Here is a 16,061-nt window from a genome sequence, read left to right on the forward strand (position 1 = left end):
CTACGCAAGGAGGATCGTGCGAAATTGCTCTAACAGAGTGATCGAAATCCAGTTCGACAAAGAGACCACGCAGTGAGGCCCCTTCTTTAGGGGTCGTTCGCGTGGATCACGCGCTGTGGCTCGCCACCTCTGCTGGCCATCCCCTGCGAGCCAGGCCGACCCTAACTCGATCATCGTTGTCCTCGTCGGGACGACTACCTCGCCACGGGCTGGAGACGTTCACGGCCTGCTCGCTCACGCTGGGCACCGCGGTTGGCCTGCTGCCAGGTCTGCCAGCAGTTCCGGCAGCAGTGCTTCCTCGTATCCTGGTGTGCCGTGTGCAGCCATCGCGTGAGCAAGCGCCGGATCCCACGGCGTGTCCGCCTCGACGACGGTGATCGGGGTCCCGGTGTCACGCGAGGGCGTCGACTGGGCGTAGTCAGCGGCGTTCATCCGCCAAGGCACGGCAGCTGGGCATGCCGACAACAGCGCCCGCATGTTCGCCAGCCCCGCCGGGTCGAAGTCGGCGCGCACCGCCACCTGCCACCCAGCGTCAGCCAGCGCGGCGACGGCAGCAGCTTCCAATCTCGAGGGCGTCCCGACTGTGCACAGCAGCCGCACTGGCGCGCTCGTCGCGATCCCAGCCGCGGCGGTGACCACTGACGGGTTCTCGGTCACGAACACCCAGGTGTGGGGTGTCGGGGGTGCCGGCCAGGCGGATCGGATGAGCTCGCGTGGCGGGATGGTCACGACCGCGTCGGCAGGAAGCGACCATCCGGTCGGGTGTATCCCCAGCGCGAGCAGCCCGCCGGTGAGGTCGTCGTAGTCGACGCCGAGCCGATCCCAGGCGTCGCGTCTTTTCCTTCCCGCCTGGCCAGCCAGTGCCAGCACCAGCGCGGCCAGCGGTGTGCCGTCGTCCAGCGCGTGCGGGTCGCTGGCCACTAGTGTGCGCCGGTCGGTCCGCTGTCCTGGCATGGGCAAGGCGGCGAGCACTGCGGTGGCCTGCGCGACCAGTCGATGTGGGTGGGGATGCGCCGCAAGTCGGGCCAGCCACCCCGCGGCGCGAAGCCGGGCCCAGGCTTCGGCTGGGTCGACGTGGTGGTCGCGGACATGTACGGGTAGGTCCTCCAGCCCGCGATGGAGATCATCATGCACTGCGTCCAGCAGCTCATCGCGCGCCCGCTTTGCGATGGCCGTGGCCGCTACCCGCCGGTGCAGCGCGTGAGCGGCCACGGCGCCGGGAGTCAGCGCGGCCCCACGAGCGCGCAGGCGGGCGGTGAGGGCGGCTAGGACCACCTTGCGGCGCTGCCCGGCGCGGAGCACGACGCCACCGAGCAATCCAATCGCTGCCGACCGGGCATCCGGCTGTGGTGGTGCGGTGACCGTCAGCGTGCCGTCGGTGAGGGCGGGGTCACCGCGGCGGTCGGCGGTCTTGCCGACCGCGGCCCACAGCCATAGCAAGTTGTCCGTGAGCAGTGGAGCCAGGTCGGCGCCGGCGCATTCACCGTCGCAGTACACGCAGGCGGTCATCGGTTCGGCTCCACCGTCGGATCTCCGGGCAGCGCGTCCAGGCCACGGATGAGCATGGGAAACGCGACGACGGTGCCATCCCCTGCCGCCTCCAGGTCATGGGCGTCGATGCCGTCCCATGCTCCTGGTGCGCCGTCCCACAGATAGCTCGTGCACACCAGGTCCAGGTCGAGTTCTGCCAGATACCGGGCAAGGCCTTCCCGGCCGCGCTCGTCGACCTCGGCGGGGACCTCGTCGAGTGCGATCAGCCGTAGGCCGGAGGGGACGAGGCTGTCGTAGGCCGCAGCGACCGCCGCGATCATCGGCGCAAGCACCACCAGCCGGCGTTCTCCGCCGGACAGTCCTGTCTTCGGGGACCATCGCTGGGCGTTGCTGCCGGGTCGGGTCACCTCGTAGTACACATCGACCCAGCTGCGCACATCGACGGCAGCGGCGAGTTTGTCGACCATGGTGTCGCCGTCGGCTGCGGCGATCAACTGCTGTAGAGCCTGGCCGACCATCGCCTTCTGCTCTCGGGTGCGGTCGGCGTCGGCGACCTTGCACGCCAGCTCGTACACGGTCCGGGCCGCCGGGGAGAGGTCGTCAACCAGTCGGACGCGGACCTGCACCCCGACGCCCGAGGAGGCCGCCGCCGAGCGCATTTTGCGGTTCACGTCGTCTGCCCAGTCGTGGAGCCGGGTCCATGCCGTTCCGATCGCCGACGGCAGGCGACCGACAACGAAGTCCCGCAGCGCGGACTCCTCAGCGGCGTCCAGTGCGGCCTGCGCTTTCGCCTTCAGTTCCTGCGCGCGGCGGGCCGCCGCGATCGGCGTGAAGGGCACGTCATCGTGTGTCAGCACGAAGGTGTCGAGGTCTGCGTAGCTGTCGGCGGGGTCCAGCGTCCACATGCCGGCCAGTGCGGCACGGGCGGTGTCGTAGCGTTCGCGCAGGGTCTTGCGGCCGTATGTTCGCCGGCCGGCCAGCGCGCGAGCGACCGCGTCCAGCAGGTCGGCAGCGACCGCGTCCGGCCCGACCACACCGGAGAGAACCTCGGCGACACCGGGTGCCGCCAGCAGTGACCGCAGCTCGCGAAGGCGAGCATCGGCAGCTGGTTTCGCCTCTTGCTCGTTGAGCCGCGCTGACTCGAGCAGCGCGCCGAGTCGGCTCGTCTCTCGGGCGGCCTTCTCGACACTGTCTCGGGCCGGGCCGGTCTGTGCGCGCAGATCGTCTCGTGTCGAGCAGGCGGCGGCGTGCGCGGCGTGCGCCTGCTGCGCGGCCTGACCGACATTCTCACGCAGCACGCGCACTTTCTCCGCGGTTGCGGCGGCGATATCGTCTGCGGCTTGCGCTTCCGAGCACAGTCTTGGCAGGGTTCCGCTGGTGTCACCGAGGCGGCTGACCTCTGCGAGCAGCCGCTCAAGCCGAGAACGCAGCCTCTGGACCGCTGTTGCCGCTGTGTGGAGCGCTTTCGCCGCATCGGACGAGTTCGATTTGATCTGGTCGAGTGCGTCTCGATCAGCCGGCAGGGAGCGGGATCGGGTGCGATCTGACCATTCGAGTCGCTGCTCGGCCTCATGTTCCGCGGCCGCGATCGACGTCTTCTGGGCATCGGAAGCCTCGTGACGCAGCCGGGTGGCCTCCTGCGCTGCCCCGACCCGGGCTACTTCCTTCTGTTCCAAGGTCCGTGCGCTAGGAAATGCCGCGGCGTGCTCGTCGATTGCGGCCGCGCGCTGCCGCAGTTGGTCGGCGGTCGAGCGCGCCGTTGCGGCCGCAACATCAAGATCGGTGGCCTCGTCGTCAAGCTGCTCGGCGCGGGCGAGGGCGGCGGCACGGCGCTGTGCGCCGCCTACGTGCTGTGGCGGGGGCAGCTGGCTGGGGTCATCGGTGCCGGGGGCACGACCGAACAACGTCCCCGCGCGGAAGGTGCCATCACGGCCGATGACAAGCGCGGCAGCAGGTTCGCCGTCGTCCGCTGCTGTGGCGTGCAGTGCGATGCGGGCGAGCACGTCGGCGGCGGCGTTGGCGTGCGAATGGTCCTGGTCAACGGCGAGCACGGCATGCAGGTTGGTAGGGACGGCCGGCCCGGCCGGTCGGACCTGCCAGGCGGCGGTCGCCGCGCCGTCGGCAGTGAGTGTGGCGGCCAGTAGGCCGGATGCGGCCAGTGCGGTCTCGACAAGTGCGCGGGCCTGTTCGTCGGGGAAGGTCGGCGACCATTCCAGTGCCGCGGCCAGCGCCGCGGTGTCGTCATTGCTGTCCAGCCATGCGGGTCGTGGTAGCGGCAGCAGCTGACCAGATCGAAGTTCATCGGCTTCGGCACGACGCGCCGCGGCATCCTCAGTCAACTCGTCAGCGCGCTCGAGCAGCGCGTGCCGTTGGTGCAGCAGGGTCGCACGAGCGTGCGCTGCGCGGTCCGTGACGAGTTGCCGCCAGCGCGACGCCTCGTCCAGGACCTGTCCGGGTTCGGCCGTGCGAAGCTCATCGAGGTCGCTCGTTGTCCACAGGGCGATGCCGTCATCGCTGTCGGTAGCCAGCCGGGCATACAGGTCGCCGGGGGCGACCGGCCACGCCGCAACCGCGTCGAGCCATGCGGAAGCTGCGGTCCGGGCGGCGACGGTAGTCCGCTGCTCGGTCTGGGTGGCGATGTCCGCGGCTTGCGCGGCGTGATCGGCTTTGGTCTTGGCCGTTCGTGCCGCGTCGGCTGCTGGTGCGACTGTCCTGGTGAAGTCGGAGATCGCCAACTGTGCGTCCCCGGCGCGGACGGTGTGGTATCGGGCCCGCGCCGTCCAGTGCTCGGCGATCGTGTCGAGTCGGGTCGGATCCGCCTCGACGGTCAACCCTGGCCCCGGATCAGCTACGGTGCCGCCAATGGTGACCACGGCCCTTGGCCGGGATGTCCAGCTGAGCAACGGCTTGTCAACGGCCGCACCGGTGTCGGCCTCCGCGGCCGCACTCACCTGCTCGTCGAGATCAACCACCAGCTCGCCGACCTGATCAGTCAGCGAGGCCGTCTGCTCGCGCAGGGTCGTAGTGGTCGTCGTCAGTTGGGCAAGAGCGGCCGTGGCGTGTTTCTTCTCAGTGCCGAGCCGTGTGGTGAGCTCGGTGATTCTGCCGGCGGCCTTGAAGTTCTCGTCGTCTTCGAGCACCTCGATCCGTGCGTCGATGTCCCGCAGCTGAAGCCGCAGCGTCTCCTCGGCGGACCGCGCGTCGCGTTCTGCCTCGTCCGCCTTCGCCAGCTTGCGCTCCAGCTGACTGGTCTGGGCCGCGGCGCGGTCGACTGCGGATGCTGCGGCGGATGCCACGGCGTGGGCGTCGGTGAGAATTGCAGTGACGTGCCCGGCCCATGTACCAGCGAATTCGTCGAGTACGTCGGCGGCGTCTCGGTCGCGGTTGAACGCCTCGCGGGTCGCGTCGGATTCCGCGAGCGCGTCCGCGGTCGCGGTGATCGTGTCGTCGGCGACGCCAGGGAGCGCTTCGCGTAAGGCGTCCGCGGCGGCGCGTGGTGATACGTCGCCGAGCAGCGAAGGGTTACGCACCGCACGAATCCGTTGGGCGAGGTCTCGTAGATGTGTGGCGCTGGCATTCCACACCCGCGCAGCCAGGTGAGTGACGTAGGCGTCCTCGTCATCGAAGATCTGCCCGCCGGCGGCGGTGACGAGCTCGGTGAACCGGTCGAGCATCAGCGGGGCGCGGCCAGTGTCGTGCAACGGAAAGTCGGTGATCGGCGCGCCGGGCACGGTGAAGGGGATGACCTTGACGGCCGGTGAGGCGCCGGCGGAGAACTGCAGCCGGACACCGAAGGTGTGGATGCCGTCGCTGCCGGGAGCGGCAAGGACCAGCCACAGGTAGCCGTACCGGCGCTTGCCGGTGGCACCCTCGCGCATGAGCGAGCTCAGCGTTGTGGTGCGTGCCTTGCCGGCGACCAGTCGCTGTGCGTTGAGGTCCAGCAGGTACGGCCACAGCGCTTCCAGGGCGGTGGTTTTGCCGGTGCCGTTCGGGCCGCGCAGCAGTAGCCGTCCAGACGCCGCGTCCAGGACGAGGTCGCCGTAACGCCATACGTTGGACAGGCCGGCGCCGACCAGTCGCCAGCGGGTGCCGAATCGCTCCGGGTGCCCGGCAGGCGGCAGTAGCTCGTCGTCGGCGAACATCGGGGTGGGTAGGTCGCGGGTCACGATGCTCAGCGCTCCGGGGAGTCGAGGATTAGCAACGCATCGGATGGCGGCGGCTGATCGCGGGCGGCCCTTCGTGTGGCCGGGCCGCGGGTCGTGGCAGTAGTCGCAGGCCGCCAGCGTCCTGCTGCGGGCGAAAACCACCACAGCCGCTCGGCAGATTCCCCGTCATCGGCCGCGGTGGTGTCGTCGATGCGGAGCAGATTCAAGCCCGTCAGCAGCGCGCGGACCTTCCCGGCGAGACCGGCCGGGTTGTCGACATCCTCTCCGGCCCAGCCGCCCCGGCCGGCGCCGAACTGCTGGCCCCACGACGCGAGCAACGCGAGGACGGTCGAATCTCGGATCGCGCGCCATCCCGGGCGGTCCGCCGCCAGGGTGCCGTCCACTGCTGCCGCATCGCAGAGCAGCAGCGCGGCGTGGCCAGTCGTGCCGGGGGTGGGGAAGGGCAGAGGGCCCAGCTCGCGGGGGCGCCGGAATGCCTCAGCGGGCACAACGAACGCCGCTCCTTCCGCCCGGCGCTCCGCGTGCAGACCAAACGCGGCCGCCAACGGCGCTCCGTCGTCCCCGCGGAACCGCCGCGACAGCCAGTCCGCTTCCGCCTCGTCCAGGTCCGCGACATGCACGAGCGTGTCGTCGACCAGCCGGCGCCGCATCCGGCGTGCGGCGTCGGGTTCTCGTTCGACGAGGGCGAGCCACCCGGCCGGATCGGCGCTGGGGTCGGCATCGGCGAAGTTCGCGATCACATGGCTGAGTCGGGTGTGATGCACAGCGAGCAGCACGGGGGCGTGCTCATCGTGGACGAAGCCATCCACGACGCCGTCCATCTGCTCGATGACACCGCGCTCATCCAGCATCCGCAGCGCCGCGACAATCGCGCGCCGCTCGGCGATGTCCGTGGTGACCGGCAGTCCTGCCTCGGCGGCTGCGGCGCGGGCCGCAGTCACCAACTGCGCGAGCCCGACCCTCGGTGGCATTGCCTCGGCGGCGGCGACGAGCAAGAAGAACCACGAGCAGGTCGCCGGCGCGGGTGCAGTGGCCGCCCAGGCGTCGCGGCGGACCGGCGGGGATTTCCGCAGGCGAACCAGGTCCCGTTCCACCACGAGCACCCACCCCAGCCGTGCGAACGCCTCGCGCACGGTGTCGAGGTTGCGGCGCACCGCAGCGATGGTCTCGTCGTCGCGCCCAGCGACCAGCCATGGCCGTGCGGCAAGTGTGCGCAGTGCCGCACTCACTTCGGCATCGGCTTCGACCGACCATGCCCTGCGGCCACGGTTTTCGGTCTGCTCAGCCGCATCGTTGCCTGCCTGCGCCTCACTCATGCCACACCGCCGCTGGACACGCGCATGATGACCGGGGTATCCGTGTCGGGGCTGGTCACCGGTGGTGTCGAGGCCCGGGTGCCGGCCGGATGGAACACCATCGCCCGGTCGGGGAGCCACACTCGCCACGCCGGCGCGCGTAACACTGCAATCTGACCAGGGACGTGGAACAGCGTGCAGGCCAGACCGTCGCGATGCGCGCTGCGGCGGGCTCGGTACGGGCCACCGGCCGGCGCGCGGGTCGCGGCCATCAGCGTGGCCAGCGCCACCCGTGCCGCAGCAGTCGAGAGCGGGCTGCCGGGCGACGCGGCAAGCACCTCCCGCAGGGCGTCCAGGTGCGCCGCGGCGCGCTCCCGACGTCGCGCGTCGATCTCCGCCCGTGCGGCGGTGTCGTCCCGGGCCGCTGGCGGGCGACCACGGGCACCAGCGCGTCCGGTCGCCCGCAACAGGTCCGGCACCGTGACCGTCGGCCCATCGCGCCAGGACGGAATGCGAGGCAGATCATCGTCATCTGCCTCGTCGTACAGTTTGCGCCACGGGTGATCGCCGACTGCGGCCAGAAATATCGCCCGTCCCAGCGTGCGATCGGTGCAAGCGCGGGCCAGGAGCAGCGCTCGGGCACGTCCGGTCGCGGTCGAAGATGACGCATGCAGCCGGCGCAGGTTGGCGTGCATGCCCGGCAACGCCCGGACCAGCCGTAGCGCGAACCGTGCCGCTCGCCCGGTGGCCGGGTCGCACCAGGCCACCAACCCGTCCCAGTCGCTCCGGCGTCCACCGCGCGACGCAGCCAACGCGCCCCGGTCAATCAGCGCACGAGCCTCGGAGGCGGTGATCGCAGCATCGGCGAGCGCCTCGAAGTACGGCACCAACGTGAGCAACGCGCGGTGCGCCCGGGCCGATCCGGTTTCCAGCTCGGCGGCTACCCGGGTGGCGTACTCGACGAGGAGTTGTTTGAGTTCGCTGGTCGCCTCGTCGCCAAGGTCGAATCGGTCCGCGAGCGTGGCGAGGGTGTCTTCGGCGCCGACGAGGGCAGCATCAAGGTCGTCGTGACTGATGAACAGCCTGCCGATGTGTTCGACCGTGTCAGCCCCGGCCACATCCGTGGTTTCAGGGATGCCGGCCGGGACTATCGCGGCGAGAGCTTCCAGCGCCGTGACCACACGCGCCAAGCTGGACAGGGGGATCTCCCGCATCGCCGGCGTATCGGCCAGCACGGTCGAGTAGAACCGCTGGACCTGCCGCCCGGCCGGGGTCGCCGTCCAGCGCCAATTGCGCGCCAACAGGTCGGCGTGCCGCAGGATCCGACTGGTGTCCGTGCGCGCCGACGCAGCGGTCCAGTCGCGCAGCTTGTCCAGCCGCGTCTCGACGAGCCGGTCATCGAGCGGGGTGCCAGCCTCACGCAACGCTTGGGCGATCTCGGCCGGCATCATGTCCGTGATTGACGCCTCAAGTACGGCCATGATCGCGATGTACTCGTCGGCCTCGGGGGCGATGAGGTACGCGGTTGCTCGGCGCGAGTCGGTGACAGTGACCTCGAACCTGCTGGTGTCGGGCGAGCCCACGCCCGGCCCAGTCGAGTCCCCCATCCGCTCTCCTCTCGCCACAAAGGGGGGTGGTGCGGTGCTTGAGAACGGCGCCTCGCCGTAGTGCGTACAGCGGGACGTGCCAGGGATCGACGGTACTGCGCACCACCGACAAATTCGGCCGACCACACAGTCGTGCAGCGTGTTTCCGGCCGTGGTGGCACCACCGGCGATCTTCATTCGTGACGGGCAGTTAGTTTCGCCTGCGGGTCGGCCTCAACCCAGGTCAGGCCCACCCGCTGTCTGGACGTTCTGTGTCGTGATGATGCGGCGGACTGATGGCGACGCCAGGCAGGTCATACCGTCGTGGGCGAGGCCCGAGCGGATCCGCCCCAGCCCCATGCCGTGTGGAAGAGCGAACAGCGTGACGGCGGCGCCCCTGCACGCCAACCAAGGGCACCGCCATCGAGGCCGACTCTGTCAAGCCGAAGGACAACGCTCTGCATCGGTCAGCACTTCGCATTCGTCGGAATCCGACACAGCGAGCACATCCATCGTGATCGCCTTCTCGCGTGATCGTCCGACATCAGCGAAGCACCCCTCGTTCATCGACGCGCCATTCACTCAACATGGCCGCCGCGTCGCAACGAGTGCGGTCGACTCGCGGCCACACCAATGCCACGAGATCTCACCTGATCAGCGCAACGCCGCCGCTACCAATCGTCTGCGATCTGCGCACCGGAAGTCCCCATGACGTCGCGATCGTCACGCTGCAGCCAGGGCCGGCGCGGAATGCACCTCGTTGGCCACCGGGTCATCCGTGGCAGTGTCTGCCAGCGCGGCTGCTTCCGACAGGACCGCGGCGAGTTCCCGCGCCTCCTCAGCGGTCATGTGCCAGCCCGTGTTACTTTCGCCTTTGCCGCACCAAATCTGCGCGGCCACTTCACGCACGTCTTGCTGCAAGCTCACGGAGACGTACTCAGGCTGATACAGCTCATCGTGTTCTTTAGATGACGTCATCCGTGCACCGTCTTCCAACGTCAGAAGCACCACTCCGTTCCAGCCAGAGAAGTGCGTTCCATCATCAGCCATGTCCCCGTCGCGATGTCCGCCCGCACACCAGTGCGGACAAGGGGTGTCGAGCCAGTAGACCTGGCGGCCGCACAGGTTGCGGCGTCGGTCATCGCACGCGATCAGGTGGACACCGTCGAGCACAGCTACAGATTTGGCCACCACCGGACTGCGATTACACCGCACACAGGCACGGCCAGCACGTTGGCCAGAGGTCAGACGGGACACATCGTCAACAGCGCTTCTCACAGCTACACCTCCGCATCGAGAGGTCATCGAAGTCGAACACACTGGAACGCTGTCCAAGCCGCGCCGGCTCAGGACGCGATGTCCGGCACGCGATCGGAAAGAAAACCGATCAGCTTCCGCTGGGCTTGCGCCAGTTGCGCACAGCATCGTCGCGGGGTCACCCCCAGCAACGCGGCCGCACATTTGCGATCCATGCCACCGAGGTGCACGTCAGATAGTAGCCCTGCTTGTTCAGCGGTCAACGCCTTATCCCGGACCGCGTCCGCCAATACCAGATCGGGATGCCCTTCCCTACGGGCGTGGTAGGTGTCCGCGTCTCGCTCGTCGAGCTCAGCCCGCTTCGCGGCCAGCCGGCGCTCGCGGCAGCAGGCTTCATACCCTCGCCGGAAGGCCCCCATGTAGAGCTGTGAATAGATCTTCGGGTGACCGACTTCGACCAGATCCAGTGCTTCCAGGAAGCCTTCGAGGATCTCCGAGTCGAGATCGCGGTTGTCCCCGGGATACCGGTTGCCGAACCGGCCGGCGATGCGCTTCAGCCCTGGGACGAGCATCCCAGCCGCTGCCATAACCCACGGATCCGGTTCCGCGTGGGCGCGGCGCACCAGTTCCTTCCAGACAGCATCCTTGGTGACCCAGGCCGTGCTGTGCTTGAGCAGCAGAATCCGCAACTCATCCAGGCACATGAGCCCCTCCGGCAGGCCGCAGCCGAGTGCCGAACAGTCCAAGCTCAAGGCAGTCGGCGGCGTCGTCAACTCAACGAACCGCCGCTCGACGATGTCCAAGGTCGACGGCTGATCATGGTAGGACATGCATCTTCCTCCACTGAGGTCACCGAAACGCTCCAATACCCCCTATTCGCTATCTACCGGCCAGTATGGACAAAAATACTCCACATGGATTAGGTAATTTAGGCGGATCATCCGCCAGTGGACACGATGCTCACCTTAAGCTTCAGCTGCCTCACAGGAGGACGCATCCGGCGAACAACGCAGCCAATCCTCACCTTACAGACCATGCGCGCAAATCGTCTTAGTACGACAACGACAGGTCGTGATGTTGTCTCCGGTGGTGGCTAGCTCGGGCACGGGCCTGGCTAACCAACCGCCACCGTGACCAGTGCAGGATGTGATCGACGGTGTGGGCGGAACGGACCACGACCCGGTTCCATAACCGGCGAACCTCGTTGACCGACAACGGGATCACGGTCTGACCATCGCCAGCAACGGAGCCCCCTTTTCAACGGTTGGCCGTGTGATCACCAGGAACGCCAACGCCGTCATCGACAGCGTGACGTGCCGGTACCACGCCTGGTAACCCCGCGCCTGGTAGTGATCCAGACCGGTCTCGTTCTTCGCCGTCTGGAAACACTCCTCGATCGCCCAGCGGCTGCCCGCGACACGAACCAGCTCCGCCAAGCTGGTATCGGCAGGCCCGAAACACACGTAGTAGGCGATGTCGGTCGGATCGCTGACCGAACGCCGAGCCAGCAGCCAGTGCCCCCAACCCCGCCGGCGCAACGGCCGGATCTCCACCGCCGTCCAGTCCGACACCCGAGGGCCACGAACTCCGTCCCCGCAGCTGAGCCGCTGCCAATCTGCGTCCGCGACGTCCGCAATCATCCGCGCAACCCGGACCTTGGCCAAGTGCATCGACACCACCATCGCCGACTTGGGCACCGCCACCACATGCGGGACGTCCACGGTCTCCAACCACAGCCGGAACTTCGTGTCCTGCCCGTACAACTCGTCGGCGGTCACCCATCCGAACGGCACCTCCGTCGCGAGCGCACGCTCGATCATCCGGCGGGCCAGCACCTGTTTGGTCGCGAACTCCACCTCGTCATCAATGCCAGCCGCCCGGCACCGGTCACGATCATCGGTCCAGTCCTTGGGCAGATACAACTCCCGATCAATCAGCGCACGACCGCGTGGTGAGGCATACGCCAGAAATACCCCGATCTGCGAGTTCTCGATCCGGCCGGCAGTGCCCGAGTACTGCCGTGCGACTCCTGCGGAGTGGGCACCCTTCTTCAGAAAGCCGGTCTCGTCGACGATGAGCACCCCCTGCTCACCGTCACCGATGCGTTCCACAACCGCGGCACGCACGTCGTCACGCAAGCCATCGGCGTCCCACGCGTAGAAGTTCAGCAACCGCTGCATGCCTTCCGGCCCCGCATCCCCGGCGGCCTCGGCCAGCGTCCACCCGTTCTTCCGCTCGATCTCGGCGAGCAATCCCTTGACATACCAGCGCATCCGGCGCCGCGACTCCACTCGGGGGAACCTGCCGGCGAACCGGCCCAGAAACGCCTCGAAGCTCGCCGACCAGTCCGCCACCATCTCCGCCAACACAACAAGATCAACTACCAGAGTCCGGACCTAGATTACAACCTGTCGTTGTCGTATTAGAGGGTGTCTTACGTGGCGGCCTTGGCGAGCCTCTTGAAGCAAGTCAAGGCCGCCGCCAACGTCAGGAACGCGCAGAAGTGGTTCGCCTTGCGCTCGTACCGCATCGCGAGTCGGCGGTACCCGAACAACCAGGCGATCGTGCGTTCGATGACCCACCGGTGCCGACCCAGCCGCGCGCTGGACTCAGTGTCTTTGCGGGCGATCCGCACCGCGATCCCCTGCTCGCGTACCCACGCCCGTAACTCCTTGATGTCGTAGGCCTTGTCCGCGTGCAACTTCGCCGGCTTGCGCCGACGGGGACCACGCCGCGACTTCACTGCGGGGATCGCCCGCACCAACGGTTTGAGCCCGTAGGCGTCGTTGGTGTTGGCCGCCGACACCGCCACCGACAACGGCAGACCGGCCCGGTCGGACAGCGCGTGGATCTTCGAGCCCGGCTTGCCTCGATCGACCGGGCTCGGACCGGTCAACGATCCCCCTTTTTCGCCCGCACCGCCGCCGCGTCCACCACCACCCGCGACCAATCGATCAAGCCCTGGCCGCCCAACTCGTCCAAGACCGCCCGATGCACCCGTGGCCACAGGCCCGCTTTGGTCCACTCGGTGAACCTGCGGTGCGCGGTCGGCACTGTGACCCCGAACGACGGCGGTAGATGCCGCCAGGCGCAGCCGCTGGTCAACACGAACACGATCGCGGTGAACACCGCCCGGTCGTCCACCGGCGTCGTCCCACCGCCCTGCCGACGCGGCGTGAACTGTGGGACCAACGGCGCGACCAGTGCCCACAACTCGTCGGGCACCAGCCGCTGCGACAACGCATCCGTCACAACGTCTGATCATGGCAGCGGCCGAGCAAGATCCACGTGAGACGAGCTCTTAGTCTGCGCCGCACCCACCCGAGCGGCTTGCTTCCGTGTCGCACCTCGCGGGCCGCTGAGCAGCGGCATCGCTACGGCGTGACGTACCGTTCCTCAAGCGCCCACCCGAGCGAAGCCAGGCATGCGCACTGTCCCCGGCGACCCGCCGACCCTTCATCGTTTGCTCGCCTCACACGACGTAACGAGCCAGATAAGGCGCCAGGCGACGGAACACCCTGTGACAGCTAACGAGGCAGGCTCGCTGTCTCACGAGCTGTGAATCACCAGCCAATACCGCCACGAGCAGACGATGCAACACCCCATGGCCTTCCATGCGCCATGGTCACTTACTCGCCACTCTCCGGCTCGGCGAGCCGGTTCAGCAGCCGGGTAATCTCTGCCATGCCAACATTCACCCTGGCGAACCCGTCACGCGTCTCCTGCTGATGTTCCACCTGCGTCTCTCGCAGCGCATTCAGCGTCGTCGTGTGCGCGTTCAAGGCCTGCCGAAACTCCGACACGTCCCGATCTGCCGCCCCAGCAAGCACTCGTGCGGCAGCGGCGTCTTGGCGCACGGCTTGCAGCTGCTGCTCGACGGCCGCGAGCCGCGCCTCGATCTCCTCCAAGGTGGCCACCTCGCCATGGTAGTGCGGTGCGCCGCCCCAGCAGTACGGCCGACCACCACCCGTTGGGACCAATCCCTGGCCTCTGCCACCGGCGTCGCCAGACAGCGATCTTGGTCTGGAACGACCCGTTCTGCATGCAGGCTTGCTTTCGAGGTGGAGACAACCACGCATCCGTCAGGTGCTCCAGCAGCAACTGGCACACGTGCTGCGCGACGCCACCCTGCGGGGTTCCGGAAGTCCGCCCACGTATCCGACCTGCGGCGATGGGAAATTCAGCGGGCAGGGCATGATCGCCAGCCATGGCGCTGCGTCTGCTCTACCTGATCTTCCTCAGGCTTGTGGGCCTGCTGGTGCTACTCGGCCGCTCCTCGGCGTCCAAGGACGCCGAGTTGCTGGTGTTACGCCACGAGGTCGCCGTGCTGCGCAGCAAGAACCCAAGACCTCGCCTGGACTGGGCAGACCGGGCTGTGATCGCCGCGCTGGTCCGCCTGCTGCCCACGGGGCTGCGGCTGCACCGGTTGGTCACCCCGGGCACGATCCTGCGTTGGCATCGGCGCCTCGTAGCGCAAAGTGGACCTAATGACTCGTGAACGACCGCCGGTGACGCCTCTGAGTTACCCAGGGCGGTAGACCTGCGTCCAGGCCGGCGCACTGGTTGGTCGTTCTGGATGGTCGAGTGCGAGCAGGACGCCTTAAGTGGACCATGGCAGCAGCCTTCTTGGTGTAGACCGGCGCCTCTCGCCTCGACATCCTCCTCACTCGTTCCGTTGACGCCTGGCGATACCTCGGGCCACGAGCCCTCCAGCTAAGACCGCGCCGACAACGGAACCGGAGGTGGTGGTGGCCAGCACGGTCGCCACCGCCTCGTTGATCAAGATGGTCGTCGTGATTCGAGCCCGTCCGCACGGAGGACACCTCGTTGGCCGGGAGCCGCATGAGCTCTTCGTCGAGACCGGTGCCCGCGCGGATCGCTGGGATCGTGAACGGCTCAATCGGAGGTCAGGCCATAGAGCCTCGTCATTAGGGCGCCGCGCGTTCTCACCAGGGTCTCGTTGACCAGCACAAACAGCCAGTTCGAGGAGAAACACAGAGTGAAGGTGTTCTGCGGGATCGACTGGGCCGAGGACCACCACGACGTCGCCCTGATCGACGCCGACGGCGGTCTGGTGGCCAAGCGTCGCATCGGCGACTCCGCCATGGGGTTCGCCGAGCTGATGACGATGCTCGCCGACGCCGGCGACATCGCCGAGGCCCCGATCCCGGTCGCGATTGAAACCCCGCGCGGCCTGCTGGTTTCGGCCCTGCGCCAGACCGGCCGCCGCGTCTACGCCATCAACCCGATGGCCGTCGCCCGCTATCGCGAGCGCCACACCGTCGCCCGCAAGAAGTCCGACCACGTCGACGCCATGACGCTGGCCAACATCCTGCGCACCGACGCTCACGCCCACCGGCCGCTGCCCGCTGACAGCGACCTCGCCCGCGCCGTCGCAGTGCTCTCCCGTGCCACCCAAGATGCCACCTGGCGTCGCACCCGCGCCACCCAGGAACTGCGGGCAGTGCTGCGCGAGTACTACCCAGGGTTCCTGGCCGCCTTCGCCAAGGGCACCGTCACCAACCTGGCCAGCCCAGAGGCCCGCGCCGTCCTGGCTCTCGCGCCAACCCCAGCGGCCGCAGCAAAGGTGACGAAGACACAGTTGGCCGCCGCACTACGCAGGGCCGGCCGCCAGCGCGGCATCGAGGATCTGGCCCTCCAGTTATGCCAAGCCCTGCGCGCCGAGCAGCTGCGACAGCCACCTGCCGTCGAGGACGCGTTCGGCAGTCAGGCCCTCGCTCTGCTCGGCACCCTGAACGCCGAGTGCGCCGCCGTCGATCAACTCAGCCAGACCACCGCGGAACTGTTCCAACAACACCCCGACTACGCCGTGATCACCAGCTTCCCTGGCCTGGCTGACCTATCTGGAGCCCGGGTGCTCGGCGAGATCGGCGATGACCGCAGCCGGTTCGCCGACGCCCGCGCGCTCAAGGCATACGCCGGCTCCGCACCGGTCACGAGGGCATCCGGACGCAGCATCTCGATCACCCGCCGCACCGTGAAGAACGACCGGCTCAACGCCGCCGGGTTCCTCTGGGCCTTCGCTGCGATGGCGAAGACCGGGGCGCCCCAAGAGCACTACCGGCGTCGCCGAGAACGCGGTGACCGACACGCTGCCGCCTTGCGGCACCTGTTCAACCGCTTCCTCGGCCAGCTCCACCATTGCCTACAGACTGGAGAGCACTACGACTCGATCAAGGCGTTCGGGCCGATCGACGACACACCCGCCCAGGCCGCCGCAGCTTGACACTTAGCGAGATCGGAGG

General features: G+C 68.1%; 11 protein-coding genes. 2 read left to right on the forward strand and 9 right to left on the reverse strand.

Annotated elements, in window-relative coordinates:
- Window positions 1-234: 234 nt before the first annotated feature.
- The 9 genes from BJ998_RS12915 to BJ998_RS12955 all read right to left on the reverse strand — a co-directional run bounded on the left by BJ998_RS12915 (window position 235) and on the right by BJ998_RS12955 (window position 13,712).
- Complete coding sequence (locus BJ998_RS12915) at window positions 235-1,509, reverse strand: DUF2399 domain-containing protein (RefSeq protein WP_184861499.1); 1,275 nt, start codon at window positions 1,507-1,509, stop codon at window positions 235-237.
- Window positions 1,506-5,657, reverse strand: a complete 4,152-nt coding sequence (locus tag BJ998_RS49140; protein ID WP_184861501.1) for an SbcC/MukB-like Walker B domain-containing protein — start codon at window positions 5,655-5,657, stop codon at window positions 1,506-1,508. Before BJ998_RS49140 ends, BJ998_RS12915 begins: the two co-directional genes overlap by 4 nt.
- Before the next feature lie 5 nt (window positions 5,658-5,662).
- Complete coding sequence (locus BJ998_RS12925) at window positions 5,663-6,973, reverse strand: DUF2398 family protein (protein WP_184861503.1); 1,311 nt, start codon at window positions 6,971-6,973, stop codon at window positions 5,663-5,665.
- Window positions 6,970-8,559 (reverse strand): DUF2397 domain-containing protein, encoded by a 1,590-nt coding sequence (locus BJ998_RS12930; protein WP_184861505.1) that lies wholly within the window; start codon window positions 8,557-8,559, stop codon window positions 6,970-6,972. Before BJ998_RS12930 ends, BJ998_RS12925 begins: the two co-directional genes overlap by 4 nt.
- Window positions 8,560-9,261: 702 nt before the next feature.
- Complete coding sequence (locus BJ998_RS12935) at window positions 9,262-9,729, reverse strand: DUF6907 domain-containing protein (protein ID WP_184861507.1); 468 nt, start codon at window positions 9,727-9,729, stop codon at window positions 9,262-9,264.
- Between the two features lie 155 nt (window positions 9,730-9,884).
- Window positions 9,885-10,625, reverse strand: a complete 741-nt coding sequence (locus BJ998_RS12940) for a hypothetical protein (protein WP_184861509.1) — start codon at window positions 10,623-10,625, stop codon at window positions 9,885-9,887.
- Between the two features lie 390 nt (window positions 10,626-11,015).
- A complete protein-coding gene (locus tag BJ998_RS12945; protein WP_425558971.1) occupies window positions 11,016-12,152 on the reverse strand; it encodes an IS701 family transposase in 1,137 nt (378 codons plus the stop codon).
- A gap of 77 nt (window positions 12,153-12,229) precedes the next feature.
- A protein-coding gene (locus BJ998_RS12950) for an IS5 family transposase (protein WP_184857770.1) occupies window positions 12,230-13,047 on the reverse strand; the annotation gives its coding sequence in 2 pieces (ribosomal slippage) (window positions 12,230-12,705 and window positions 12,705-13,047; 819 coding nt in all).
- Window positions 13,048-13,424: 377 nt separating this feature from the next.
- Window positions 13,425-13,712 carry a hypothetical protein gene (locus BJ998_RS12955; RefSeq protein ID WP_184861513.1) on the reverse strand — a complete coding sequence of 96 codons (288 nt, stop codon included), beginning with the start codon at window positions 13,710-13,712 and terminating at the stop codon, window positions 13,425-13,427.
- A gap of 290 nt (window positions 13,713-14,002) precedes the next feature.
- Here BJ998_RS12955 and BJ998_RS12960 point away from each other — a divergent pair, with 290 nt between their 5' ends.
- On the forward strand, window positions 14,003-14,293 hold the full coding sequence (locus BJ998_RS12960; protein ID WP_246488580.1) for an integrase: 291 nt from the start codon (window positions 14,003-14,005) through the stop codon (window positions 14,291-14,293).
- Between the two features lie 501 nt (window positions 14,294-14,794).
- Window positions 14,795-16,042 (forward strand): IS110 family RNA-guided transposase, encoded by a 1,248-nt coding sequence (locus BJ998_RS12965; RefSeq protein WP_184859048.1) that lies wholly within the window; start codon window positions 14,795-14,797, stop codon window positions 16,040-16,042.
- Window positions 16,043-16,061 lie beyond the last annotated feature (19 nt).

It is taken from the genome of Kutzneria kofuensis (genome assembly GCF_014203355.1).
GTDB lineage: Bacteria > Actinomycetota > Actinomycetes > Mycobacteriales > Pseudonocardiaceae > Kutzneria > Kutzneria kofuensis.